Here is a 24180-nt window from a genome sequence, read left to right on the forward strand (position 1 = left end):
CGCCCGGGCGGAAGCGTCCCGGGATCTCGTTCCGGTCGTGACCCGGATTCGTGGTGATCGTTCCCAGGCCATGAAAAAGATCTTGGCTGCCGCCGCGCTCGCCGTCCTGAGCATCACCGTCGCCGCCCCCACCCACGCCGCCACACCCTCGGCGGTGAAGCCCCTGCACGCGAACTCCGCCTTCGCTCCCACCGCGCGGGCGGAGATCCCCGAGGCGAACAGGTACGTGATCCACAACGTGGGTTCCGCCGAGGGAACGGGCCTGGGGATCGGCCCCGTCCCGCTGATCTACCCGCCGATCGATGTCCCCGTGCGGAACCTCTCCGGCGGCTTCGTCGAGCGATGGGTGGTGACGCCGGTCGGGAACGGCCTGTACACGATCATCGCCGGACAGGGGCGGCCCGCCGAGGGCGGGCGGCCCGGCGACTACGCGCTCGTCGAGCGCGACGGTGCGGTCTTCGTCTCGGCCACGAAGCAGCCCGGCCGGTGGACGATCGAGCCGGCCGGTGGCGGCAGGTGGACCATCGGAGTCCCCAACAGCGACAGGGTCATCACCCTGAACGAGGACGACGAGTTCCCACCGGTCGTCCTGGCTCCGAGGAACGGCTCGGACGCCCAGCTGTGGGACTCGGCCCTCCTCGGCTAGGGAGCCTTCCCGCCCGTGACATCAGGCCGTCGCGGCGACAGGGCGACCGGTGAAGCCTCCACCGCACTCCCGGTCCGGGAGCGCGGTGGAGGCTTCTTCATGCCGGGCCGAGCTCGGGACGAACGGTCTCCCGCGCCCGCTCGTACAGGGCTCGGGCGTCAGGTCCCCTGATGCGTGGGGGACGAGTGGAACATGTGCGCCGTCCGCTTGCCGATGCACCCGGAGCCGACCGGCGGGTGACCGTCCGGCGCGAGCCCGCGAGGACCTTCGCCGACCGAGGCCGGAATGGAGGATTCCGCAGTAACTTTCCGTACCGGATTCAGTTCTTGCCGTGACTCGCTGTCTCAGGTTGCAGCGTCATCGAAGACGTACATCTGGAGGATTCATGGCAAGCATCCGTACTCGACTGACGGTGCTGGGCTCGGCCGTCGCTCTCGCCGCATGCGCCCAGGTGCCCGTGCAGCTCGCCGGTGCGGCCCCGGCAGCCGCCGCCGGCACCTACGACTGGGTCGCCCTGGGCGACTCGTACACCGCCGGTGTCATTCCCGCCGCCGGCGATGTCTTCGAATACCCCCGCGACGGCTGCGAGCGCACCGACCGGTCCTACCCGCAGGTCATCGACCGCGACCTCGGCGGGCTCCTCGACCTGACCAACGTCAGCTGCGGCGCCGCCACGATCGAGGACGTCACCTTCCGGGCCCAGGAGCCGATCGGGCGCCACCTGCCGCCTCTCTCCGAGGACCCGGACTACCCGTTCCCGCCGGTGCCTCCCCAGTCCGAGGCGGTGGGCCGCAACACCGACGTGGTCACGGTCGGCGTGGGCGGCAACACCCTCGGGTTCGCCGACATCCTCTTCCAGTGCCTGCAGTTGGGCGCGGGCAGCGAGGGCGCGGGCACGCCGTGCAAGGACGAGCTGTCAGCGAGCATCCCCGGCCGCCTGGCCAAGGTGCGCCACGACTACGACCAGATGCTCACCGTGCTCCACGAGCGGGCCCCGAAGGCCAAGATCCTCGCCGTCGGCTACCCCACGGTCATCCCCAAGGACACGTCCAAGTGCCGGTACAACGACTGGGAGCAGTTCGCCTCCATCACCCAGGGTGACCTGAACTGGCTGCGCCAGGACGTAATGGAACCGCTCAACAACGCCATCGAGAAGTCGGCCGGCACGCACAGTGCCAGTGACTTCGTCGACCTCTACGACAGCTCCCGGAACCACAGCGTCTGCGACGCCGGCAAGTGGGTGGAGGGCGTCTTCAGCCACTTCCCCAACGAGGTGGCCGCCGTGCACCCCAACGCCAGGGGCCACCGGAACGCGGCCGATCACGTCGCGGCGGCGATCCTGAACGCCATCAGCCCGCGCTGATCCGCACTGTCCCCGCCCGAACCGCCTCCGGCCCGGTGTCCGGGGGCGGTTCAGGGGGTGGGGGCGCCGGTCTTCGCGGTCCTGGAGGGCCCGGTCTCCCACACCGGGTCACCGGCCGGGGGATGCGGCCCGGTTCACTTGCGGCGCAGCGCGGCGCGCACGGCCTCGCCGTCCGGGCTCTCGGTCCCGGCGAGGTTGACCGCCTGATCGACCAGCCACGTGCCCCGTTCACCGGGAACGAGCCGCAGCGCGGTGTCGATGCTCACGCCGCGTGCTGCCGTACCCGGCTCGACGGTCACCCGCAGGCCGATGCCCGCCGGGTGCGGGCCGAAGGCCCCGATCTCGACCGCCTCGCCGGTGCTCACCTGTGCGTCGGAAATGTCCTGGAGCCTGGGGGTGCTGGTGATCTCCACGCACTCGGCGATGGTGGCCGCGCCCCAACTCCGGCGCAGGCGTTCGGTGCGGGCCTCGCAGGCGGCCTTCCAGTCCTGATCCATCGAGGCATGCTGATAGGCCCGGGCTGCCTCGATCGCAGCTGCTGCGGACTCCTCGTTTCCGCCACTGCCGGTGCCGTCGGCACCGCCGCAACCGGCCAGCGGCAGGATCACCGCCACCACGAGCACCGCAGTGGCGCGTCCCACCCGAGCGGCCATGTCCTGTCCCCTCACCTCTTGCCGGCCCTTTCCCCGGTGCCGTTCGGAGGATTGCAGCACAGGGCCGGAGCCCGGCCGCCCGCACGCCCGTCGGCGTCACTGCACGCAGAACTCGTTGCCCTCGGGGTCGGTGAGCACTGTCCAGCTGCCGCCCTGTTCCGCCACCTCGCGGAGCACCGTCGCGCCCAGTCCTACCAGGCGCTCCACCTCGGCCTCGCGGCGTTCCGGGCCCGCGTGCACGTCCAGGTGGAAGCGGTTCTTCACCGTCTTGGTCTCCGGGACGCGCTGGAACAGGAGCCGTCGCCCGTGGCCCGCCCCGCTGTCCTTGTCGTACGGGTCGTCGGGGTGCCGGACCCCCGCGAGGTCACGCCAGGCGCGGCGGTCGTGGGCGATGAGGGTGATGTCCTCGGGCACCGCGCCGAAGCCGAGCAGCCGCTCGATCAGGACGCTGTGGTCCTCGACGAGGTAGCCGAGGGCCTCGCCCCAGAAGGTGGCCTGGGCGTGCGGGTCGGTCGAGTCGATGACGACTTTCCAGTCCAGAGTCATGGAAACCGTTTATAGTGGTTACATGAGTGAGTCGTCAACGGCCGCGCCGGGGCTGACACTTCGTACGCGGGAGGGCCGCCCCTTCCGCTTCGATCCCGGGGCCCTGTGCCTGGAACTGCTGCCGACCGGCGGGTACGCGCGGTACGCGGCGTACGAGGTGCTGCACACCCCCGAGGACCTGGTGCGCTGGGCGGGGGAGAGCCGGCTGCCGGGCGGCCTGTCGCCGTCGGTGAGCGCGGAAGAGCTGGCGCGGGCGCACGAGTTGCGTGGAGCGCTGTGGAATCTGACCGCCGACCGGGCGCACGGCCGCGCCCTCGCCCGGGCCGATCTCGCAGTGGTGAACGCCATGGCGGCCGAGCCGCCGCTCGTCCCCCGTATCGACCCCGGCGGCGAGTCTCTCGCCTTCGCCCCGGACGCCACCGGAACCGCCCTGCTCTCGACGGTCGCCCGTGACGCGGTGGAGCTCTTCACCGGTCCGTACGCCGACCGCATCCGCGAATGCGGCTCCGACAGCTGCAAGTTGCTCTTCGTCGACACCTCGCGGCCGGGCAGGCGGCGCTGGTGCGCGATGGAGCGCTGCGGAAACCTCCACAAGGTGCGGGCACACCGAGCCCGGCACGCCCCGAAGGAGACCTGACGCCCGCAGGACCGACGCAGGGCGCGGGCCGGGAGATCGGCATCTCGCGGACCCTGCCCCTGCCGGCGGCGGCCGTCCGGGACTTCGCCGGTGGCCGGGAGGGCGCACGGCTCCGGCTCGGGCCGGTCGAGGGGGCCGGGCCGACCACGGATCCGAGCGCGGCGGAGCGCGAGGAGCGCCGTGCGCACCGGAAGCGTGTGATGGGCGAGGTCGCCGGGGCGCTCGTCCGACTCAGGCCGTACCGCCCAGCCGGTCGAGGTAGTCGCCGATCGCCCCGCTCTCCGCGGCCGGAGCGATCAGGGCCACGTGGTTGTCGGGGCGGACCAGGACGAGGAGGGCGGTGGCCGGGGTGACGCCGTATGCCGTGCGGGCGTGCCCTGCGTCGTCGGTCAGGTCGCGGGGGGTTCTGGCGTCCACCCCGTACGCCCGCACCGTGTCGCCGTACGCCGCCTCCGTCGTCCGCAGCACCTCGGCCGTGTCCGGGCCGAAGCCCAGCAGGGTGAAGTGCGGGCCCGCGAACGCCTCGAACAGGCGGGTCGGCGCGCCCGTCGCGGTGTCGCGGCAGGGGGCGTCCGGGGCGCGGTCGCCCGCCCGCAGCCGGGGGGTGGAGCCGGGGGCGGAGAGGGAACTCCACGGGTAGCCCGGGCCGAGGCCCGTCGTGTCCCCGGAGACCGCCGAATCCAGGCCGCCGCCGGGCCGCTTGATCGCTTCGAGGGTCGCCCGAAGCCGCTCGGCGGTGATGTCCAGCGTCCAGGAGGCGACGGGCAGCCGCTCCTCCTCGTAGGTGTCCAGCAGGCGGGCGTCCGACCGGTCCTCGACGACCCGGGCGAGCTTCCAGCCCAGGTTGTACGCGTCCTGGATTCCGGTGTTCATGCCCAGTCCGCCGGCGACGGAGTGCACATGCGCGGCGTCCCCGGCCAGCAGAACCCGGCCCACCCGGTACCGGTCGGCCATGCGTTCGTTGACCCGGTACGTCGACAGCAGGGTCGCCTGCGACAGGCGGTCCGCCGGGAGGCGGGTGTGCTTGGCGAACAGGCGCCGGAAGCTCTCCAGGGAGGGCGGCACCGGAGCTCCCGCCGCGTCCCGCTCCGGCCCCGCCTGGAACCACCAGCCCGTGCGCGTACCCGGGATCGGGCACAGCATCACGGCGCCGTCCTCGTCGAACCACTGGTGCCAGATGCCGCGGTCGAGGCCGTCCACCTCCACGTCCCCGCAGACCATCGCCTGCTCCTCGGTCGTCCTCCCCTCGAACGGGACGCCGAGCATCTTGCGCACCGGGCTGTGGCCGCCGTCGCAGCCCACCACGTACCGTGCCCGGATGCTCCGGCCGTCGGCGAGGGCGACGGTCACCGACTCGGGCCCCTGTGACAGACCGACCGCCTCGGCCCCGAGCTCCACGTGCACGCCGTACTCCGCCAGACGCTCCCGCAGGATCTCCTCCAGCTGCCACTGGGCGATCAGCCGGCCATGGGCGTACGGGGCCTCCGGCGTCGGGTGCGAGGACTCGGACGGATCGGCGTCGGCGACCGGCAGCCCGTCGCGGTACTTGCGCATCGGCAGCGGTCCCGATCCCGCGGCCAGCACCCGGTCGACGACGCCCAGGTCCTCCAGCACCTCCAGGGAGCGGGGATTGGGGCCCTTGGCCCGTGAGCTGCGCGGGAATTCGGGGGACCGGTCGATGATCCGTACGCCGACCGAGCGCCGGGCCAGGTCGCAGGCGAGGACCAGGCCGGTCGGACCCGAACCGACGATCAGTACGGGGGTGGGGGCGGGGGCGTTCGTGGTGGCAGGCGCGGTTGCGGGCATGAGGGCTCCTCGGTCGCGGTTCCGTGGACAACCAGGAAAACGCAACCGAGTTAAAAAAGCAACTGGGTAACTAAATCTGTGCCTGCGGGGCGGGCTCGCCGGCCGGCGGATTCGGGTGCGGTGCCTGCCGCTGCGCCGCCTGCCGGGCCTCGCGCACCTGGATCCTCGTCCGCCGTGCCGTCCTGAACGCGTCCCAGGTCAGCAGGATGAGTGCCAGCCACACCAGGGCGAATCCGGCCCACCGCTCCGGCGGCATCGCCTCGTGGAAGTAGAGGATGCCCAGCACGAACTGGAAGACCGGCGCCAGGTACTGCAGCAGGCCCAGCGTGGAGAGCGGCACCCGGATCGCCGCCGCGCCGAACAGCACGAGCGGGACGGCCGTGACCAGACCCGCCGAGGCCAGCAGCGCCGCGTGGCCGGCGCCGTCGGAGGTGAACGTCGACTCGCCCCGGGCGCCCAGCCACAGCAGATAGCCGAGCGCGGGCAGGAACATCACGGCGGTCTCGGCGGTGAGCGACTCCAGGCCGCCCATGTCGACCTTCTTCTTCATCAGCCCGTAGGTCGCGAAGGAGAACGCCAGGACCAGCGAGATCCACGGCGGACGGCCGTAGCCGATCGCCAGCACGAGCACCGCCGCGAAACCGGTGCCGACCGCCACCCACTGCACGGGGCGCAGCCGTTCGCCCAGGAGCAGGACGCCCATCGCTATGGTGACCAGCGGGTTGATGAAGTAGCCGAGCGAGGCCTCGACGACATGGCCGTTGTTCACGGACCAGATGTACAGACCCCAGTTGACCGTGATCGTGGCCGCGGCCACCGATATCAGACCGAGCTTCCTCGGCTGCCGCACCAGCTCGCCGATCCAGGACCAGCGGCGCAGCACCAGCAGGGCGACGGCGACGAAGCCCAGGGACCAGACCATGCGGTGGGCGAGGATCTCGATCGCGCCGGCGGGCTTCAGCAGCGGCCAGAAGAGGGGGACGAGCCCCCACAGACCGTAGGCGCCGATGCCGGACAGGAGTCCCGCCCGCTGTTCGTTGATCCCCTTCACGGGCCCTCCAGGCGTGTCTGCGTCAACTGCATGAAGGTAGCGCCGGGGAGGGCCCCATGTCATACCCGTATCGGGATACGGTCATGACATGGGGCCTCTGGGGTGCGGGTGAACAGGTGTTACGCAGCCGCCACCGCGGCGGCCACCGTCTCGGCGAGCGGCGTCGTCGGGCGGCCGGTCAGCCGGGCCAGGTCGCCGCTCGTGGTGGCGAGCAGGCCGCGCCCGATCGCCTCGTCGACGTCGACGAGGATCTCCGCAAAGAACTCGGGCACACCGGCGCCGACCAGGATCTCCTGGTGCACGGAGGCCGGGACGTTCCTGTACTCGATCTCCTGGCCGGTGGCCTTCGAGATCTCCGCCGCGTACTCCGCCAGCGACCAGGCGACATCGCCGCTCAGCTCGTAGACCGCGCCGATGTGGCCCTCGCCGGTCAGCACGGCGGCGGCCGCGGCGGCGTAGTCGGCACGGGTGGCGGAGGCGACCCGCCCGTCGCCCGCGTTGGCGACGACGGCGCCGTGCTCCAGGACCGGGGCGAGGTTCGCCGTGTAGTTCTCCGTGTACCAGCCGTTGCGCAGGAAGGTGTGGGGCAGCCCGGAGTCGAGGATCAGCTGCTCGGTGGCCTTGTGCTCGTCGGCCAGCCGGAAGTCGGCGTCGGGGCCGCCCAGGACGCCGGTGTACGCGAGCTGGGCGACGCCGGCCGCCTTCGCCGCGTCGATGACCGCGGTGTGCTGCGGCACGCGCCTGCCGACCTCGCTGCCGGAGATGAGCAGGACCCGGTCGCCGGCCCGGAAGGCGTCCTTGAGGGACTCCGGCCGGTCGTAGTCCGCGACACGGAGCTCGACGCCGCGGGCGGCGAGCGGGGCGGCCTTCTCCTCGTCGCGCACGACGGCGGCGATCTCACTCGCGGGCACGGTGGCCAGCAGCTGCTCGACGACGAGACGGCCGAGCGCTCCGGTGGCTCCTGTGACGACGATGCTCATGGGGGGTTTCTCCTCTTCGGTGGCGCTTGTCCGTGTTCGGGCTCGCAGGACTCACTGTAGGGGGTGCGCTAACCAATCGAAAGTACCCACTTTGAAGTAAGGTACTGGCGTGAACGTGAGTGAACCGGACCCGCGGCCCGACGTGAACCGGCCGATGTGCCCCTCCCGGCTGGTGCTCGAACATGTCACCAGCCGCTGGGGTGTCCTCGTCCTGGCCGCCCTGCTGGAGCGCTCGTACCGCTTCAGCGAACTGCGCCGCGAGGTGGGCGGCGTCAGCGAGAAGATGCTGGCCCAGACCCTCCAGACACTGGAGCGCGACGGATTCGTGCACCGGGACGCGAAGCCGGTGATCCCGCCCCGGGTCGACTACTCGCTCACCGATCTGGGCCGGGAGGCCGCCGAGCAGGTGTGGGCACTGGCCCGCTGGACCGAACGCCGCCTGGACGCGGTGCGGTCGGCGCGCGAGACGTACGACGAGCGCAAGGCACACGTCCCGTAGCGCCCGCATGGTCACTCCGGCTGGGGCGAGCGTCCCTCCTCCAGCTCGCGCAGCGCACGCGACACGTCGAACGGCAGGATCGTCACCGCCACGTGCGGCAGTTGCCCCAGTGTCTTGGCCATCTGCTCGCCCGTGCCCCGGTGCAGCAGCTTCCCGAGCCAATGGGTGTACATCCGCCGCGGCACCAGCACCGTCAGCGAGGTCCGGCCGTCCTGTGTGGTGCGGGTGGCGAGCTCCTTCATCGCGTGGCGCAGCCGCCGGTCCGGGCACGCGACCAGTTCCAGGGAGACGGACGTGGCGGCCGTCGCCTCCCACCGGGCGGCCAGCCTCCTGCCGTGCGCCTCGTCGATCGCGAAGTGCACCGCCCGGATCTCGTCCGGGCGCAGCTCGTGCGCGTACCGCAGCGCCTTGATCGTCGCCAGGTCCAGTGTCTCGACGAGGACGAAGACCAGATGGCGCAGGTCCCGGGGCCGGTCGGCGCCCGGTGACTGGAGGCTCTGGAGCGCCGCGGCCTCGCGCCGGTACTCGCGGTTGATGCGCATCAGCGCCCACACACCGAGCGGGAAGATCACCACGACCAGCCAGGCGCCCTCGGTGAACTTGGTGACCGCGAAGATCAGCACGACGGCGGCCGAGATGACCGCGGCGAGCGCGTTGACCGCGATCTTGGGCCGGCGGTACCGCTCCCGGCGCCGCAGGTGGTACGCGGTGAGACCGGCCCCGGCCATGGTGAAGGCGGTGAACACGCCGATCGCGTACAGCGCCACCAGCCTGTCCACGCTGGCCCCGGTGACCAGCAGCAGCGCCAGCGAGACGACGGTCAGCGCGATGATGCCGTTGGAGAACGCCAGCCGGTGCCCGCGCCGGGTCAGCTGCCGGGGCAGGAACCGGTCCTCGGCGACGAAGCTGGCGAGGAACGGGAAGCCGGTGAACGGTGTGTTGGCGCCGGTGTAGAGGACCAGCGCGGTCGCCAGCTGCACGAAGACCAGCCCGGCCGTCCCCAGCGGCCCGCCGCCGAAGGCGAGATGGGCCTCCTGCGCGATGACCGTCGGGGTGCCGTCGGTGTACGGGACGGCATGGGTGAAGTGCGCCAGCGTGGAGACGCCGAGGACCAGGACGCCGAGCACACAGCTCATCGTGATCAGGGTGCGGCGGGCGTTGCGGCCCTGCGGTTCGCGGAACGCGGAGATGCCGTTGGAGATCGCTTCGAGCCCGGTGAGGGACGAGCCGCCGTTGGCGAACGAGCGCAGCACGATGAAGAGCGAGGCGCCGTAGAGCCAGCCCTCGCCCTGGGTGCCGAGCGGTACGACCCCGGCGGCGTGCAGATCGGCGTGCGGCAGCTCGCCCGTGAGCCCGCGCACCGCGGCGACGACGAGGACGAGCCCGATGGCGGCCATGAAGAGATAGGCGGGCAGCGCGAAGGCCCGGCCCGCCTCGCGGATCCCGCGCAGATTCCCGTACGCGAGCAGCGCGATGACACCGACGGAGACCGGGAGCTGGAGGTGGTCGAGGCCGGTGAAGTTGTTGCCGACCAGATGGGCGAGCGAGATGAGGGCGTTGGTGCCCGCCGAGACCTGGACGGCGACGGTGACGATGTAGTCGACGAGCAGGGCCACGGCGGCGATCTGTGCGATGTTCGGCCCGAAGTTCTCCCGCGCGACGACATACGACCCGCCCGCCCGGGTGTAGATCATGACGACATCGCTGTAACAGAGCGTCAGGAGCAGCAGCACCAGCAGGATCGCGCCGGTCACCGGCATCAGAAGGGTGAAGGCGGCGGCCCCGACGACGGGCACCAGGACCCGGAGCATCTCCTCGGAGCCGTACGCGGACGAACTGATGCAGTCGGAGGCGAGCACCCCGAGCGCCGTCCGGTTGTTCAGCTTCTCCTCGCTGATGCGCTCGGTGGTGAGCGGTTTGCCGAGCAGACGCCGCTTGATGCGGTACACGGGACGGTCCAGGGTCATGGCCACATCGTGCGCGGTGACCGGCCGCACCCCTGGGACGCCGTCGCCGGACGGGCCGAAATTCAGCCCGTCCGGCGACGGCGTGATCCGGACGACGGGCTCAGCCGACGACCGTCCAGTGGTCGTTGCCGGCGAGGAGCGCGGCGAGATCGCCCTTGCCCTTCTCGTCGACGGCGGTGTCGAGCTGCTCCGCCATGAGGGTGTCGTAGACCGGGCGGTCGACGTCGCGCAGGACGCCGATGGGGGTCTGGTGGAGGGTGTCGGGGTCGGCGAGGCGGGAGAGGGCGAAGGCGGTGGTCGGGGAGGGACTGTGGGCGTCGTGGACGAGGATCCGGGACTCGTTCTCCTCGGTGACCGTCACGACCTCGAGGTCTCCGGTGGCCGGGTCGCGGACGACGCCCTTGCCGTTGTCCGCGCCGAAGCGGATGGGCTGTCCGTGCTCCAGGCGGATGACCGCGTCCTGCGCCCGGTCCTTGTCCTTCAGGGCCTCGAACGCGCCGTCGTTGAAGATGTTGCAGTTCTGGTAGATCTCCACCAGCGCCGTGCCCGGGTGGTCGGCCGCCGCGCGCAGCACGCTCGTGAGGTGCTTGCGGTCGGAGTCGATGGTGCGGGCCACGAAGGAGGCTTCCGCGCCGATGGCCAGGGAGACCGGGTTGAAGGGCGCGTCCAGCGAACCCATCGGCGTCGACTTGGTGATCTTGCCGATCTCGGAGGTGGGGGAGTACTGGCCCTTGGTGAGGCCGTAGATCCGGTTGTTGAACAGCAGGATCTTCAGGTTCACATTGCGGCGCAGGGCGTGGATCAGGTGGTTGCCGCCGATGGACAGGGCGTCGCCGTCACCGGTGACGACCCAGACGGACAGGTCACGGCGCGAGGAGGCGAGCCCGGTGGCGATGGCCGGGGCGCGGCCGTGGATGGAGTGCATCCCGTAGGTGTTCATGTAGTACGGGAAGCGGGAGGAGCAGCCGATGCCGGAGACGAAGACGATGTTCTCCTTGGCGAGGCCGAGTTCGGGCATGAAGCCCTGGACGGCCGCGAGAACGGCGTAGTCGCCGCAGCCGGGGCACCAGCGGACCTCCTGGTCGGACTTGAAGTCCTTCATGGACTGCTTGGCCTCGGCCTTGGGCACCAGATGCAGGAGCTGGTCGGTGTCAGGCATCGATGGCCTCCTTGAGTGCCGTCGCGAGCTGTTCGGCCTTGAACGGCATGCCGTTGACCTGGTTGTAGCTGTGGGCGTCGACGAGGTACCTGGCCCGGACGAGGGTGGCGAGCTGGCCGAGGTTCATCTCGGGGACGATGACCTTGTCGTAACGTCCCAGGACTTCGCCGAGGTTCTTCGGGAAGGGGTTCAGGTTGCGCAGATGGGCCTGCGCGATGGGCTGCCCGTCGGTGCGGAGCCGGCGGACGGCGGCGGTGATGGGGCCGTACGTGGAGCCCCAGCCCAGCACCAGGGTCCTGGCCCCGGAGGGGTCGTCGACCTGGAGGTCGGGGACCTCGATGCCGTCGATCTTGGCCTGGCGGGTGCGGACCATGAGGTCGTGGTTGGCCGGGTCGTAGGAGATGTTGCCGCTGCCGTCCTGCTTCTCGATGCCGCCGATGCGGTGTTCGAGACCGGGGGTGCCGGGCACCGCCCACGGCCGGGCCAGGGTGTGCGGGTCGCGCTTGTAGGGCCAGAACACCTCGGTGCCGTCGGCCAGTTCGTGGTTGGGGCCGGTCGCGAACCGGACCCGCAGATCGGGCAGCTCGTCGATCTCGGGGATCTTCCACGGCTCGGAGCCGTTGGCGAGGTACCCGTCGGAGAGCAGGAAGACGGGGGTGCGGTAGGTCAGGGCGATCCGCGCGGCGTCGAGCGCGGCGTCGAAGCAGTCCGCCGGGGTCCTGGGGGCCACGACCGGGACCGGGGCCTCGCCGTTGCGTCCGTACATCGCCTGGAGCAGATCGGCCTGTTCGGTCTTGGTCGGCAGACCGGTGGACGGGCCGCCGCGCTGGATGTCGACCACGATCAGCGGCAGCTCCAGGGAGACGGCGAGCCCGATCGTCTCCGACTTCAGCGCCACCCCCGGCCCCGACGTCGTCGTCACCGCGAGGGAACCCCCGAAGGCCGCGCCCAGCGCCGCCCCGATCCCCGCGATCTCGTCCTCGGCCTGGAAGGTGCGCACACCGAAGTTCTTGTGCTTGCTCAGCTCGTGCAGGATGTCGGAGGCCGGGGTGATGGGGTACGAACCCAGGTACAGCGGCAGGTCCGCCTGGCGGGAGGCGGCGATCAGCCCGTACGACAGTGCCAGGTTCCCCGAGATGTTGCGGTACGTACCGGCGGGGAAGGCCTGCGCGGCGGGTGCCACCTCGTAGGAGACGGCGAAGTCCTCCGTCGTCTCCCCGAAGTTCCACCCGGCGCGGAACGCGGTCACGTTCGCCTCGGCGATCTGCGGCTTCTTCGCGAACTTGGCGCGCAGGAACGCCTCGGTCCCGTCGGTCGGCCGGTGGTACATCCAGGAGAGCAGCCCGAGCGCGAACATGTTCTTCGAGCGCTCGGCCTCCTTTCGGGAGAGCCCGAACTCCTTCAGTGCCTCGATGGTGAGGGTGGTCAGCGGCACCGGGTGGACGTTGTACGCCTCCAGCGAGCCGTCCTCCAGCGGACTGCTCTCGTAGCCGACCTTCGCCATCGGCCGCTTGGTGAACTCATCGGTGTTCACGATGATTTCCGCACCGCGCGGCACATCGCCGATGTTCGCCTTCAGCGCGGCGGGATTCATCGCGACCAGCACGTTCGGCGCGTCACCCGGCGTGAGGATGTCGTGGTCCGCGAAATGCAGCTGGAACGAAGAAACCCCCGGCAGGGTCCCTGCGGGGGCGCGGATCTCGGCGGGAAAGTTCGGCAGCGTCGACAGATCGTTCCCGAACGACGCGGTCTCCGAAGTGAAGCGGTCACCGGTGAGCTGCATACCGTCTCCGGAGTCACCCGCGAAGCGGATGATCACCCTGTCGAGACGGCGGATCTCCTTCTCGCCTGCGCCCGCGTGATCGGAGCGGGGGGCGCGCTGGCCCCCGACGAGCGCCTCGCCGGCCTCATCGGCCTGTCCGGCTGGGCTACTGACCTGGCTGGTCACTGAACTGGACCTCCCTCTGGGCGGCTGCTCGGGACCCTCCGGCCCGCCGGTGGTCCCCATGCCCACCCTACTTCTGTAAGGGTCGCCTTCCCTGGATCGGTCACATGGTGGACGCCATTTCGGGACGCGATTCGATACCGGTTTGTCACGTTTTGCAAGCCCCCCAGCCGTTCGGTGAAGACGCCGTGCACTCATTCTTTGGTGCTAGGACCCCCGGTGACGATTCCCGGGCGCCGGCACCCCGCCCCGGTCACCGCGACGGCCCTGACAGGCTGCTCGCGGTGACCGTCGGCAGATATCTGACAGAGTGTCAGTTCCTCAGGAGTTCAGGTAGGTCAGAACGGCCAGCACCCGGCGGTGATCCCCGTCACTGGGGGACAGGCCCAGCTTCAGGAAGATGTTGCTGACGTGCTTCTCCACGGCGCCGTCGCTCACCACGAGCTGCCTGGCCACCGCGGAGTTGGTCCGCCCCTCGGCCATCAGACCGAGCACCTCGCGCTCGCGCGGCGTCAGCCCGGCCAGAACGTCCTGTTTACGACTCCGGCCCAGCAACTGCGCCACCACTTCCGGGTCCAGCGCCGTACCGCCCTGCGCCACCCGGACCACCGCGTCCACGAACTCCCTGACCTCGGCGACCCGGTCCTTCAGCAGGTAGCCCACGCCCCGGCTGGATCCGGCCAGCAGCTCGGTCGCGTACCGCTCCTCGACGTACTGCGAAAGGACCAGCACCCCGATCCCCGGATAGTCCTTCCGCAGCCGCACCGCGGCCCGCACGCCCTCGTCGGTGTGGGTCGGGGGCATCCGCACATCGGCGACCACCACATCGGGCAGCGCGTCCTGCCCCGCCAGATCGCCCACCGTCTTGATCAACGCCTCGGCGTCCCCGACTCCGGCGACGACGTCATGCCCCAGATCGGTCAGCAGCCGGGTGAGCCCTTCCCGGAGCAGCACCGAATCCTCGGCGATGACTACTCGCACCCTGTCCTCCACCATGAAGCCGTATCCCCCACTGTTCGCCGGTCCCGCGTGTACGGTCTCCAGCATCCCAGCATCGGTGGGGTGGTGTCCTCGGCCGCCGGGTGGAGTTCGTCCGTCCCGGGGTGGAGGCCGCGCGGGCTCAGCCGCGCCACGGCAGCTCGGCCGTGATCCGGGTCGGGCCGCCCTGCGGGGAGTCCACGACCAGGACGCCGTCCACCGCGTCCAGCCGCTCGGCCAGCCCGGCGAGCCCGCTGCCCGAGGACGCGTCGGCGCCGCCGCGTCCGTCGTCGGTGACCTGGAGCATCAGCCGGTCCGCCGCCCGCCACACGTCGACCGAGGCGTGGGTCGCCCGTGCGTGCTTGCTCACGTTCTGCAGCAGCTCGGAGACGGTGAAGTACGCGATCCCCTCGATCGCCTGGGCCGGCCGGGAGGCCAGATCCACCTCGACCGTGACGGGGACGGTGCAGCGGGAGGCGATGGCGGAGAGTGCGGCGTCGAGTCCGCGGTCGGTGAGGACGGCGGGGTGGATGCCGCGGGCGAGGTCGCGGAGTTCCTGGAGGGCGACCTTGACCTCGCCGTGGGCCTCGTCGACCATGCGGGCGGCGGCCTCGGGGTCGTCGGTCAGCTTCTCCTTCGCCAGGCCCAGATCCATGGCGAGGGCGACGAGGCGGGCCTGGGCGCCGTCGTGCAGATCGCGTTCGATGCGGCGCAGGTCGGCGGCGGCCGTGTCGACGACCACCCCCCGGTCCGACTCCAGCTCCGAGACGCGGGTCGCCAGCCGGGACGGGCCGAGGAGCCCGGCGACCATGACCCGGTCCACGCTCACCAGACCACGGATGATCCACGGCGTGACAAGGACGAACGCCAGGCCGATCGCGCTGGTCAGGGCCAGTTCGACGGAGGAGTCGAGGCGGATCTCGTGGGCCCGGTCGCTGTAGAGCTGAATGCCGCCCCTCCCGGCGTACGCCGGGAAGATCCAGCGCCACAGCGGGTACGTGAACGCGGTCCACCCGGTCGACCAGAACGTCACCGCGACACAGAAGGCGAAGATCGCCCACGGCATGTGCAACAGGGTGTAGAGCAGATGCCGCCAGGACGCCCCGCTCTTGAGGACCGCCCCCACCCAGGACATCATTCCGCCGGTCCGGCCGCGGGCCGGCTCCGGGGCCGCCACGTCCAACCTCAGCAGTCCGCGCGCCCGTGCCCGTTCCATCGCGCCGAAGCCGCGGCACATGGCCAGCGCACCGGCCAGGACCGGCACCCCGAGAAAGGTGATCAGCAGACCGACACCCAGCGTCGTCAGGGTGATCGAGAGGCTGAACAGGACGATGCCGATCGGCAGGCTCAGCAGCAGATACGTGAACTCGCGCCAGGTCCTGCCCTCGACGGGCGCGCGCAGCGCGGCGGGAAAGAAGTGCTTCACCGGGGGTTGGTCCCCGAAGCCGGCCCCGGACCGCTGGTGGTCCCGAGTGTCCGGTCCGTATGCCGTGGCCATGGGTGCTGTCCGTTTCTTCTCATCCGCATCGGCTGTTGCCCTCATGACAAGGATGCTGTTTCGCGGGGCGGCCCACCATGAGGGGGCCATCCCTCTTCGGCCGGGGGTTTTCCCCACCGTGGAGGGGCGCCGTACGGTCCTGCAAGGCGGCGCACGGCCGGGGCCAGGGCCTCTCGTTCGGATCATGCCGGGCTCGCGGGGCCTGGCCCGCACTCCCCCAAGGCCTTGAGGGCAGGGGCCCCCTCCGCGTTGTCGTCACTCGCCGGGGCTCCGCCCCGACTCCCTCCTCCGCCTTGCGATCGCACGCACCGGGTCCCCCTGATCCGGCCCGATCCGAACGAAAGACCCTAGCGGCGCACGGCCGCCCCCGTGCCCTTCGGTTCCTTGCCCGTCCGCTGCTCACGGTCCCGCCAGGGCAGTTCCGCGGTGACGGTCGTGGGACCGCCGACCGGTGAGTCGAGGACGAAGAGTCCGTCGACGGCGCCCAGCCGCTCGGCCAGGCCCGCCATTCCCGTACCGCCGTCCATCCGGGCCCCGCCCCGTCCGTCGTCGGTGACCTGGAGCAGCAGCCGGTCCCCGGTGCGCCACACCTCGACCGAGGCGCGGGTCGCCCGTGCGTGCTTGCTCACGTTCTGCAGCAGCTCGGAGACGGTGAAGTACGCGATCCCCTCGATCGCCTCCGCGGGGCGCCCCGGCAGGTCCACGCCGACCGTGACGGGGACGGTGCAGCGGGAGGCGATCGCGGAGAGTGCGGCGTCGAGTCCGCGGTCGGTGAGGACGGCGGGGTGGATGCCGCGGGCGAGGTCGCGGAGTTCCTGGAGGGCGACCTTGACCTCGCCGTGGGCCTCGTCGACCATGCGGGCGGCGGCCTCGGGGTCGTCGGTCAGCTTCTCCTTCGCCAGGCCGAGGCCCATGGCGAGGGCGACGAGGCGGGCCTGGGCGCCGTCGTGCAGATCGCGTTCGATGCGGCGCAGGTCGGCGGCGGCCGTGTCGACGACCACTCCGCGGTCCGCCTCCAGCTCGGCGATCCGGCGCTCCAGTTCGTCGGAGGGCGAGAGCAGCCCGCGCACCATCGACCGGTCCACATTGCCGAGGAGCCGTGCGATGTGCGGGAGCACCGGCCACAGGACGATGAGGCTCACGAGCGTCACCACGAAGGTGAGCACGCCCCAGGGCAGCCGGATGAAGGAGTACAGCACGGACCGCCAGCCCACCGGGTCCTTGAGGCTCGACCACAGCCAGGGGAAGAACCCCTTGTCCCGGCGCGCCAGATCCATCGGGCTCGGCTCCTCGACCCGCACCCCGAGCATCGCCCGTGCCCGGCCCCGCTCGGCCTTGCCGATCAGCCGCGCCCCGTGCAGCCCGAGGGCGAGCAGGGGCAGACCGATCACCGTGACCGCAAGTCCCACGCCGATTGCGATCATGAACACCGTGTAAACAAACCCGACGATGGCCATGGGGAGATTGACCAGGAGATGGCCGATCTCCTTCCAGGTCCATCGGTCGAGGGCGAGGCGGGCGGGCGGTGGCCGGTCGTTGTCGGGCACCTGGGGGCTCATGGTCATACGCCCCAGACTGCCGGGCCGGACCGGCGCACGCCATGGGGCTCATGGGTGAGGTGGAGTAGGGATAACCCCACCCCATGTCCGACGCGGCTGCTTACCGTCTCTTTAACAGGGCCTAGACTCCCGTGCGTACAGATCACCGGACGGATTCCAGGGAGCGAGGGGCGGACGTGGCGGACCTGCCGGAATCGACCGTTCTCGCGTCGGACTATTTCCACGGCTATTCAGTGGTCGGGCTGCTCGCCGTGATCGGCGTGCTGTTCGTCGCCGTCGCCTTCGGGGCCGGCCGACTGCTGCGCCCCGTGGTCCCGACGCCGGAGAAGCTCCTGACGTACGAGTGCGGCGTGGACCCGGTGGGTGAAGGATGGGCACATACCCAGGTCCGTTATTACGTCTATGCCTTCCTGTACGTGATCTTCGCCGTCGACTCGATCTTCCTGTTTCCGTGGGCGACCGTATTCGCGGCACCCGGATACGGGGCGACGACGCTGGTCGAAATGTTCATCTTCCTCGGTTTCCTGGCCGTTGGACTGCTCTACGCATGGAAGAAGGGCGTCCTCGAATGGACGTGACCAGCCCTCGGGCCGACGAGGGATCCGAGCCGCAGCCCGCACCGACCTTCCTGCCGGAGCCCAAGCGGCTCGGCGTCCTGTCGCGCCTGGCGCCCGAGCCGATGAAGGTGGTCCTGAACTGGGGCCGTCGCTACAGCCTCTGGGTCTTCAACTTCGGGCTCGCCTGCTGCGCGATCGAGTTCATCGCCGCCTCCATGGCACGGCACGACTTCATCCGGCTCGGTGTGATCCCGTTCGCGCCGGGGCCGCGCCAGGCCGACCTCATGATCGTTTCCGGCACGGTGACCGACAAGATGGCCCCGGCGGTGAAGCGCCTGTACGAGCAGATGCCGGAGCCCAAGTACGTCATCTCCTTCGGCGCCTGCTCCAACTGCGGCGGCCCGTACTGGGACTCGTACTCCGTGACCAAGGGCGTCGACCAGATCATCCCGGTCGACGTCTACGTCCCCGGCTGCCCGCCCCGGCCCGAGGCGCTGCTCCAGGGCATCCTCAAGCTCCAGGAGAAGATCGCCCGCGAGTCGCTGGGGGAGCGGTACGCGACGGGCGGCAGCCGTCCCTCCACCGCCGCCCTGCGCAGCGGCCTGGTCGCGCCCCCGCAGGCCCCGTCCCAGGATCCGTCCCGGGCACAGGCTCCGGCTCCGGGGGAGGACCGCGCATGACCACCAGCCCCGCCGACGCCTACGACCGTCTGCCGGACGCCGCCGCCGAGCTCTTCGGCGAGGACGCGACGGCGGAGTACACGTACGACCTGCTGACCGTCGACGTACCGGCGGCCTCCTGGACCGCGGCCCTCGAAACGGCACGCGACGGGCTGGGCTGCACGTATTTCGACTGGCTGAGCGCGGTCGACGAGCCGGGCACCGGATTCCGGGTCTGCGCGCATGTCGCGGCCCTGGCCCCGGGCCGGGTGCGCCGGCTCATGATCCGTACGACCGTCCCGCACGAGGCGGCGGTCCTGCCCACCGCCATCGACGTCTACGCGGGCGCCGCCTGGCACGAGCGCGAGACGCACGAGATGTTCGGCATCGGCTTCGAGGGTCACCCGCACCTGGTGCCGCTGCTGCTGCCCGAGGGCTTCGAGGGCCATCCGCTGCGCAAGGACTTCGTGCTGGCGGCGCGCGTCGCGAAGGCGTGGCCCGGCGCGAAGGAGCCCGGCGAGTCGGAGCACGGCGGCCCGAAGCGGCGCACGATGCTGCCGCCCGGTGTCCCCGACCCGAACGACTGGGGCCCCCTGAAGGGCCAGCTCCCGCCCGCCCCGTCCCGCCCGGCCCGCACCCCGCGCGCGGCGGGCGACCGCCCGGTGCGCCGTACCCGCAGCGCGAGCGAGGGCTCGGCCGCCCAGCGGACGGCGGCGGCAGCAGCCCCGGAGCAGGGCACGGGCACGGAGCCGGCCACGGGCACGGAGCCGGCCGCAGGCCCGGGGCCGGCGCCCCAGGCCACGACCCCGCGCCGCACCCGTAGCGCCTCCCAGGGCTCGGCGAGCCAGCAGCCGAAGACGCCGCAGCCGCAGCCGGGTACGGAGCCGGGAGCCGGGACCGGCGCCGAGCCACGCACGGCCCCCGGGACGGCGGAGCCGAGTGCCGGAGCCGGCGACGCCCCGTGGCACCACGCCCGCCCGGCCTTCGACGCGGACACCGACAAGGACGCCGACACGGGCGCCGACACGGGCGCCGACACGGATGCCGGCCCCACCCCTGGTCCCACGCCCGATCCCGACACCACCCCCGACCGACCCGCCGGAGGCGATACCGAGTGAACGACGTACTGGACGTCGCCCTCCGCCTCGTCATCGTCTTCGCCGTGTTCATGGTCCTCCCGCTCGTCGTCGGGCAGACCGAGCACAAGGTGATGGCCCACATGCAGGGCCGCCTCGGCCCCATGTACGCCGGCGGCTTCCACGGCTGGGCCCAGCTCGTCGCGGACGGCGTGAAATTCGCGCAGAAGGAAGACATCGTCCCGGCCGGTGCCGACCGCCGGATCTTCCAGCTCGCGCCGGCCGTCGCGCTGCTCCCGTACCTCCTCGTGCTCGTCGCCATCCCGATCGGCCCCGGTGAGGGCGCGGTCGGCCAGGTCGTCGACGCGGGCATCTTCTTCGTGCTCGCCGTCATGGGCGTGGGAGTGCTCGGTTCGCTGATGGCCGGCTGGGCGTCGGCGAACAAGTTCTCCCTCCTCGGGGGCCTGCGCACCGCCGCCCAGCTGCTCGCGTACGAGCTGCCGATGCTGCTCGCCGCCGCCTCCGTCGCGATGGCGGCCGGCACCGTCTCCCTCCCGGGCATCCTCGATGCCTTCGAGTGGTGGTGGCTGCCCTGGCAGATCGTCGGCGCACTGGTCTTCTTCGTGGCCGGACTCGCCGAACTGCAACGCCCGCCGTTCGACATGCCGGTCGCCGACTCGGAGATCATCTTCGGGGCGTACACCGAGTACACCGGCCTGCGCTTCGCCCTGTTCCTGCTCGCCGAGTACGCGGGCATCGTCGTGCTGTGCGGGCTGACCACCGTGCTCTTCCTCGGCGGCTGGCACGGCCCGTTCGGCGCCGACGGACTCGGCTGGGTCTGGACGCTCCTCAAGACCGCGGTGCTCGCCTTCGTCGTCATCTGGCTGCGGGTGTCCTACCCGCGGCTCCGCGAGGACCAGCTGCAGAAGCTCGCCTGGACCACGCTCATCCCGCTCGCTCTCGCGCAGATCGCGCTCACCGGCATCGTGAAGGTGGCGATCAACTGATGACCGCGTCGCCCCCGCCCTCCCGGCCCCGCATCCCCGGCTCCGGACTGGCCAAGGGCCTGGCCGTCACCCTGCGGACGATGACGAGGAAGACAGTCACCGCCCAGTACCCGGACGTCCAGCCCGAGCTCCCGCCCCGCTCCCGGGGCGTCATCGCGCTGTTCGAGGAGAACTGCACGGTCTGCATGCTCTGCGCCCGCGAGTGCCCCGACTGGTGCATCTACATCGACTCCCACAAGGAGACGGTGCCCGCCGCCACCCCGGGCGGCCGCGAACGCAGCCGCAACGTCCTCGACCGCTTCGCCATCGACTTCTCGCTCTGCATGTACTGCGGTATCTGCATCGAGGTGTGTCCTTTCGACGCGCTGTTCTGGTCTCCGGAGTTCGAGTACGCGGAGACGGACATCCTCGAACTCACCCATGAGCGCGACAAGCTCCGCGAATGGATGTGGACGGTGCCGGAACCGCCCGCGCTCGACCCGGGTGCCGAGGAGCCGAAGGAGATCGCCGCCGCCCGCAAGACGGCGGAGAAACTCGAAGCCCAGCGCGCCCAGGAAGCCCAGCAGGCGCAGCAAACCCAGCAGGACCAGGAAGCCCAGCAGAACCAGAGGGAAGCGGAGGGGGAGGAGTGACACTCGCAGCCACCGCGGCCCACTCCGGCTTCCTCTCCCCGACCGGCGTCGAGATCGCCTTCGTCCTCGTCGGCATCGCCACCCTCGGCGCGGCCCTCGTCACCGTCACGACCAAGCAGCTGGTGCACGCCGCGCTCTGGCTGGTCGTGGCGCTCGGGGGGCTCGCCGTCGAGTACCTCCTGCTCACCGCGGAGTTCATCGCCTGGGTGCAGGTACTGATCTATATCGGTTCCGTGGTCGTCCTCCTGCTCTTCGGGCTGATGCTCACCAAGGCCCCCATCGGCCGCTCCCCGGACGCCGACTCGGGCAACCGCTGGGCGGCCCTCGCCGTGGCGGCCGCCTCCGCGGGCGCGCTCGTCTGGGTCGTCGTGGACGCCTTCCGCACCACCTGGATCGACCTGGAGGGACCCGCCCAGGGCTCGACCGAGGCGACCGGCTCCTTCCTCTTCCGGCACTGGGTGCTGCCGTTCGAAGCGCTCTCCGTCCTGCTGCTCGCCGCCCTCGTCGGCGCGATCGTCCTGTCCCGCAAGCGCGGTAAGGAGCAGAGCTGATGCACCTCGCCTATCCCGCCGTGCTCGCCGCCCTCCTCTTCTGCACCGGGCTGTACGGAGTGCTCGCCCGGCGCAACGCGATCCTGGTCCTGATGTCCGTCGAGCTGATGCTCAACGCCGTCAACCTCAATCTGGTCGCCTTCGACGTCTGGCTCCGCGACACCCTGCACTCCGGCCAGGCCCTCACCCTCTTCACCATCGCCATCGCGGCGGCGGAGCTCGGCATCGGCCTGGCGATCGTCCTCGCCGTGTACCGCAACCGCGGCAGCTCGGACGTCGACCGCCTCCGCGACACCGCCGAGACCGACGCCGCCGAAGCCCTGCCGGACGACGACACCGACACCGGCACCGAAGACCAGGCCACTGCTGCGGCAGGGAAGGCAAAGAAGGCAGAGGCCACCGCGTGACCACCACGACCCTCGCCGTCCTCGTCCCCCTCCTTCCGTTCCTGGGCGCCGCGGCCGGGCTCCTGCTCGGCCGCACCGCCCCCGGCTTCGTGCGCCCCCTGGCCGTACTGCCCACGCTCGCCGCCGCCTTCCTCGCGGCCGTCGTCGCCGCACGCCAGGGCGGCGGACGGGCCATCGACGCCGCGACCCAGCTCACCCCCACCGGCTCGGTCCCGATCGACCTCGCCCTGCACCTCGACGGCTTCGCGGTCCTCGTCGCCGTCCTGGTCGGGCTCGTCGCGAGCTGCGTGCAGATCTACTCGACCGCCTATCTGCGCGACGACCCCCGCTACCCCTCGTACGCGGCCCTCGTCTCCCTCTTCACCTCCGCGATGCTGCTCGTCGTCTACTCGGGCGACCTGATGGTGCTGCTGGTCGGCTGGGAGATCATGGGCATCTGCTCGTACTTCCTCGTCGGCCACTACTGGGAGACGCCCGAAGCCCGCGCCGCCTCCCTCAAGGCCTTCCTGGTCACCAAGCTCGGCGACGTCCCCTTCCTGATCGGCCTGTTCGCGCTCGCCGCCGACACCGGCACCTTCCGCATCACCGGCATCCTGGGCGCCGTCGCCAACGGCGGCCTGGACCACCCCACCCTCATCGCCCTGCTGCTCCTCGCGGGCGTCGCCGGAAAGTCCGCGCAGTTCCCCCTGCACACCTGGCTGCCCGACGCGATGGCCGGCCCCACCCCCGTCTCCGCGCTCATCCACGCCGCGACGATGGTCGCCGCCGGCATCTACTTCGTGGCCCGGCTCCTCCCCGTCTTCGCCGAGTCCGGCGCGGCCCTCGTCGTACTCGCCGTCATGGCGGCGATCACGATGATCGGCTCGGGACTCGCCGCCCTCGCCCAGGACGACATCAAACGGGTCCTCGCCTACTCGACGATCGGCCAGCTCGGCTACATGGCCGGTGCCCTGGCCGTCGGCGACCGCGGAGCCGCCGTCTTCCACCTCCTCTCCCACGGCGCGTTCAAGGCCGTCCTCTTCCTCGCGGCCGGCGTCGTCATCCACGCCGCCGGGACCAATTCGCTGGCCGCCATGTTCCGCATGGGCGGCCTGACGAAGCGCATCCCGGACGCCTACTGGACGATGACCGTCGCCCTGCTCGCGCTCGCCGCCATCCCCCCGTTCGCCGGCTTCTTCTCCAAGGAAGCCGTCCTCGTCGCCGCCGAGCACACCGCGCTCGGGGAGCGGCACGTCGCCCCGGCCGCCGCCGGCTGGACCGTACTCGTCGCCGGACTGCTCGCCGCCGTCCTCACCGCCGCGTACGCCACCCGCCTCTGGCTCCTCGCCTTCCGGGGCCGCGGCGCCGAGGCCCCGGACCACGGCAGGCAGCCCGTCGCGATGACCGCCGTCCTCTGGGTCCTCGCCGTCCCCACCATCGCCTTCGGCCTGACCGTCGGCGTGATCACCGACTGGTTCGACGGCCACAGCCTCACCCCGACCGTCACCACCGCCGTCCTCTCCACGGGCGTCGGCCTCGTCGGCGGCCTCGTCACCTACGGCGCCTGGCGCCACACCTCGGCGCTCGTCGCCCGCACCCCCGTCGGCACAGTCGTCGCCCACCCCGAAGCCGAACCCGCCCTCATCGAGGCCCAGGCCATGACGGCACACACCGCCGCCTACGGAGCCGACGGGGACGCCCCCGACCCGGCCGACCCGGGCCGCATGCTGCTCGGCCCGCTCCACCACCACGCCGCCGCGGGCTTCCACCTCGACGCCCTGTACACGGCCCTGTTCGTCCGCCCCGTCCAGGCCGCGGCGAGCCTCGTCCGCTTCCTGGACCGCGAGGTCGTCGACACCTACGTACGCGGTTCCGGGGCCGTCGCACGCGGGCTCGGCGCCGCCGTCCGCCGTGCCCAGACCGGCAACGTGCAGACCTACCTCAGCGCACTGCTCGCCGGTTCGCTGGTCCTGGCGATCGCCGCCGTCGTCTTCGCCAACGTCAACGCCGGGTCGTGAGCCGTGA

23 protein-coding genes are annotated in these 24180 nt (G+C 71.3%); 12 read left to right on the plus strand and 11 right to left on the minus strand.

Translation table 11 applies throughout. From position 1 onward, the window contains the following. Positions 1-70: 70 nt before the first annotated feature. Both ACWCPY_RS01050 and ACWCPY_RS01055 read left to right on the plus strand, forming a co-directional pair. Entirely contained in the window at positions 71-646 is a 576-nt protein-coding gene (locus ACWCPY_RS01050; RefSeq protein WP_451262207.1) for an RICIN domain-containing protein, read from the plus strand. Positions 647-1031: 385 nt separating this feature from the next. After that, positions 1032-2009, plus strand: a complete 978-nt coding sequence (locus ACWCPY_RS01055; protein ID WP_451262208.1) for an SGNH/GDSL hydrolase family protein — start codon at positions 1032-1034, stop codon at positions 2007-2009. A gap of 134 nt (positions 2010-2143) precedes the next feature. On the opposite strand, the gene ACWCPY_RS01060 is transcribed toward ACWCPY_RS01055, so the two are convergent. Then, entirely contained in the window at positions 2144-2662 is a 519-nt protein-coding gene (locus ACWCPY_RS01060) for a hypothetical protein (RefSeq protein WP_451262210.1), read from the minus strand. A 96-nt stretch (positions 2663-2758) separates the two neighbouring features. Then, positions 2759-3208 carry a VOC family protein gene (locus ACWCPY_RS01065; RefSeq protein WP_451262211.1) on the minus strand — a complete coding sequence of 150 codons (450 nt, stop codon included), beginning with the start codon at positions 3206-3208 and terminating at the stop codon, positions 2759-2761. 22 nt (positions 3209-3230) lie between these two features. On the opposite strand from ACWCPY_RS01065, the gene ACWCPY_RS01070 reads away from it, so the two are divergent. Next, positions 3231-3845, plus strand: a complete 615-nt coding sequence (locus ACWCPY_RS01070; RefSeq protein WP_451262212.1) for a CGNR zinc finger domain-containing protein — start codon at positions 3231-3233, stop codon at positions 3843-3845. Positions 3846-4076: 231 nt separating this feature from the next. Here ACWCPY_RS01070 and ACWCPY_RS01075 read toward each other — a convergent pair whose 3' ends face one another. The 3 genes from ACWCPY_RS01075 to ACWCPY_RS01085 form a co-directional block, all read right to left on the minus strand. Further along, positions 4077-5651 carry an FAD-dependent monooxygenase gene (locus ACWCPY_RS01075; RefSeq protein WP_451262213.1) on the minus strand — a complete coding sequence of 525 codons (1575 nt, stop codon included), beginning with the start codon at positions 5649-5651 and terminating at the stop codon, positions 4077-4079. A gap of 70 nt (positions 5652-5721) precedes the next feature. Beyond that, a complete protein-coding gene (gene rarD / locus ACWCPY_RS01080) occupies positions 5722-6702 on the minus strand; it encodes an EamA family transporter RarD (RefSeq protein WP_451262214.1) in 981 nt (326 codons plus the stop codon). A gap of 119 nt (positions 6703-6821) precedes the next feature. After that, positions 6822-7682: an SDR family oxidoreductase gene (locus tag ACWCPY_RS01085; protein ID WP_451262215.1), complete on the minus strand. Its 861-nt coding sequence runs from the start codon at positions 7680-7682 to the stop codon at positions 6822-6824. 154 nt (positions 7683-7836) lie between these two features. On the opposite strand from ACWCPY_RS01085, the gene ACWCPY_RS01090 reads away from it, so the two are divergent. Then, a complete protein-coding gene (locus ACWCPY_RS01090; RefSeq protein ID WP_451262399.1) occupies positions 7837-8181 on the plus strand; it encodes a winged helix-turn-helix transcriptional regulator in 345 nt (114 codons plus the stop codon). 11 nt (positions 8182-8192) lie between these two features. Here the strand turns inward: ACWCPY_RS01090 and ACWCPY_RS01095 are convergent, their stop codons facing one another. The 6 genes from ACWCPY_RS01095 to ACWCPY_RS01120 form a co-directional block, all read right to left on the minus strand. Continuing rightward, on the minus strand, positions 8193-10148 hold the full coding sequence (locus tag ACWCPY_RS01095) for an APC family permease (protein ID WP_451262216.1): 1956 nt from the start codon (positions 10146-10148) through the stop codon (positions 8193-8195). 100 nt (positions 10149-10248) lie between these two features. Next, positions 10249-11307, minus strand: a complete 1059-nt coding sequence (locus ACWCPY_RS01100) for a 2-oxoacid:ferredoxin oxidoreductase subunit beta (RefSeq protein ID WP_451262217.1) — start codon at positions 11305-11307, stop codon at positions 10249-10251. After that, a complete protein-coding gene (locus ACWCPY_RS01105; RefSeq protein WP_451262218.1) occupies positions 11300-13255 on the minus strand; it encodes a 2-oxoacid:acceptor oxidoreductase subunit alpha in 1956 nt (651 codons plus the stop codon). Before ACWCPY_RS01105 ends, ACWCPY_RS01100 begins: the two co-directional genes overlap by 8 nt. Positions 13256-13573: 318 nt before the next feature. Beyond that, positions 13574-14248: a LuxR C-terminal-related transcriptional regulator gene (locus ACWCPY_RS01110; protein ID WP_451262401.1), complete on the minus strand. Its 675-nt coding sequence runs from the start codon at positions 14246-14248 to the stop codon at positions 13574-13576. Positions 14249-14372: 124 nt separating this feature from the next. Continuing rightward, positions 14373-15728, minus strand: coding sequence for a sensor histidine kinase (locus tag ACWCPY_RS01115; protein ID WP_451262219.1), 1356 nt, complete (start codon positions 15726-15728; stop codon positions 14373-14375). 347 nt (positions 15729-16075) lie between these two features. Continuing rightward, the gene (locus ACWCPY_RS01120; RefSeq protein WP_451262220.1) at positions 16076-17293 is read right to left on the minus strand and encodes a sensor histidine kinase; all 1218 of its coding nucleotides are present in this window, start codon (positions 17291-17293) and stop codon (positions 16076-16078) included. 170 nt (positions 17294-17463) lie between these two features. Between ACWCPY_RS01120 and ACWCPY_RS01125 the strand changes: the two genes are divergently transcribed. The 8 genes from ACWCPY_RS01125 to ACWCPY_RS01160 are packed head-to-tail and all read left to right on the plus strand — an operon-like array spanning position 17464 to position 24173. After that, a complete protein-coding gene (locus ACWCPY_RS01125; protein ID WP_189544080.1) occupies positions 17464-17865 on the plus strand; it encodes an NADH-quinone oxidoreductase subunit A in 402 nt (133 codons plus the stop codon). Further along, the gene (locus ACWCPY_RS01130) at positions 17856-18524 is read left to right on the plus strand and encodes an NADH-quinone oxidoreductase subunit B (protein WP_451262221.1); all 669 of its coding nucleotides are present in this window, start codon (positions 17856-17858) and stop codon (positions 18522-18524) included. Before ACWCPY_RS01125 ends, ACWCPY_RS01130 begins: the two co-directional genes overlap by 10 nt. Further along, positions 18521-19621: an NADH-quinone oxidoreductase subunit C gene (locus ACWCPY_RS01135; RefSeq protein WP_451262222.1), complete on the plus strand. Its 1101-nt coding sequence runs from the start codon at positions 18521-18523 to the stop codon at positions 19619-19621. Before ACWCPY_RS01130 ends, ACWCPY_RS01135 begins: the two co-directional genes overlap by 4 nt. Continuing rightward, complete coding sequence (locus ACWCPY_RS01140; RefSeq protein ID WP_451262223.1) at positions 19618-20586, plus strand: complex I subunit 1/NuoH family protein; 969 nt, start codon at positions 19618-19620, stop codon at positions 20584-20586. Before ACWCPY_RS01135 ends, ACWCPY_RS01140 begins: the two co-directional genes overlap by 4 nt. Further along, positions 20586-21218 (plus strand): NuoI/complex I 23 kDa subunit family protein, encoded by a 633-nt coding sequence (locus tag ACWCPY_RS01145; RefSeq protein WP_451262224.1) that lies wholly within the window; start codon positions 20586-20588, stop codon positions 21216-21218. Before ACWCPY_RS01140 ends, ACWCPY_RS01145 begins: the two co-directional genes overlap by 1 nt. After that, on the plus strand, positions 21215-21769 hold the full coding sequence (locus ACWCPY_RS01150) for an NADH-quinone oxidoreductase subunit J family protein (protein WP_451262225.1): 555 nt from the start codon (positions 21215-21217) through the stop codon (positions 21767-21769). The genes ACWCPY_RS01145 and ACWCPY_RS01150 overlap by 4 nt, the downstream gene beginning before the upstream one ends. Beyond that, positions 21769-22176 (plus strand): NADH-quinone oxidoreductase subunit NuoK, encoded by a 408-nt coding sequence (nuoK, locus tag ACWCPY_RS01155; protein WP_451262226.1) that lies wholly within the window; start codon positions 21769-21771, stop codon positions 22174-22176. The genes ACWCPY_RS01150 and nuoK overlap by 1 nt, the downstream gene beginning before the upstream one ends. Continuing rightward, positions 22173-24173, plus strand: coding sequence for an NADH-quinone oxidoreductase subunit 5 family protein (locus ACWCPY_RS01160; RefSeq protein ID WP_451262227.1), 2001 nt, complete (start codon positions 22173-22175; stop codon positions 24171-24173). Before nuoK ends, ACWCPY_RS01160 begins: the two co-directional genes overlap by 4 nt. Positions 24174-24180: the final 7 nt, after the last annotated feature.

This window comes from Streptomyces sp. NPDC002403, from assembly GCF_053593015.1.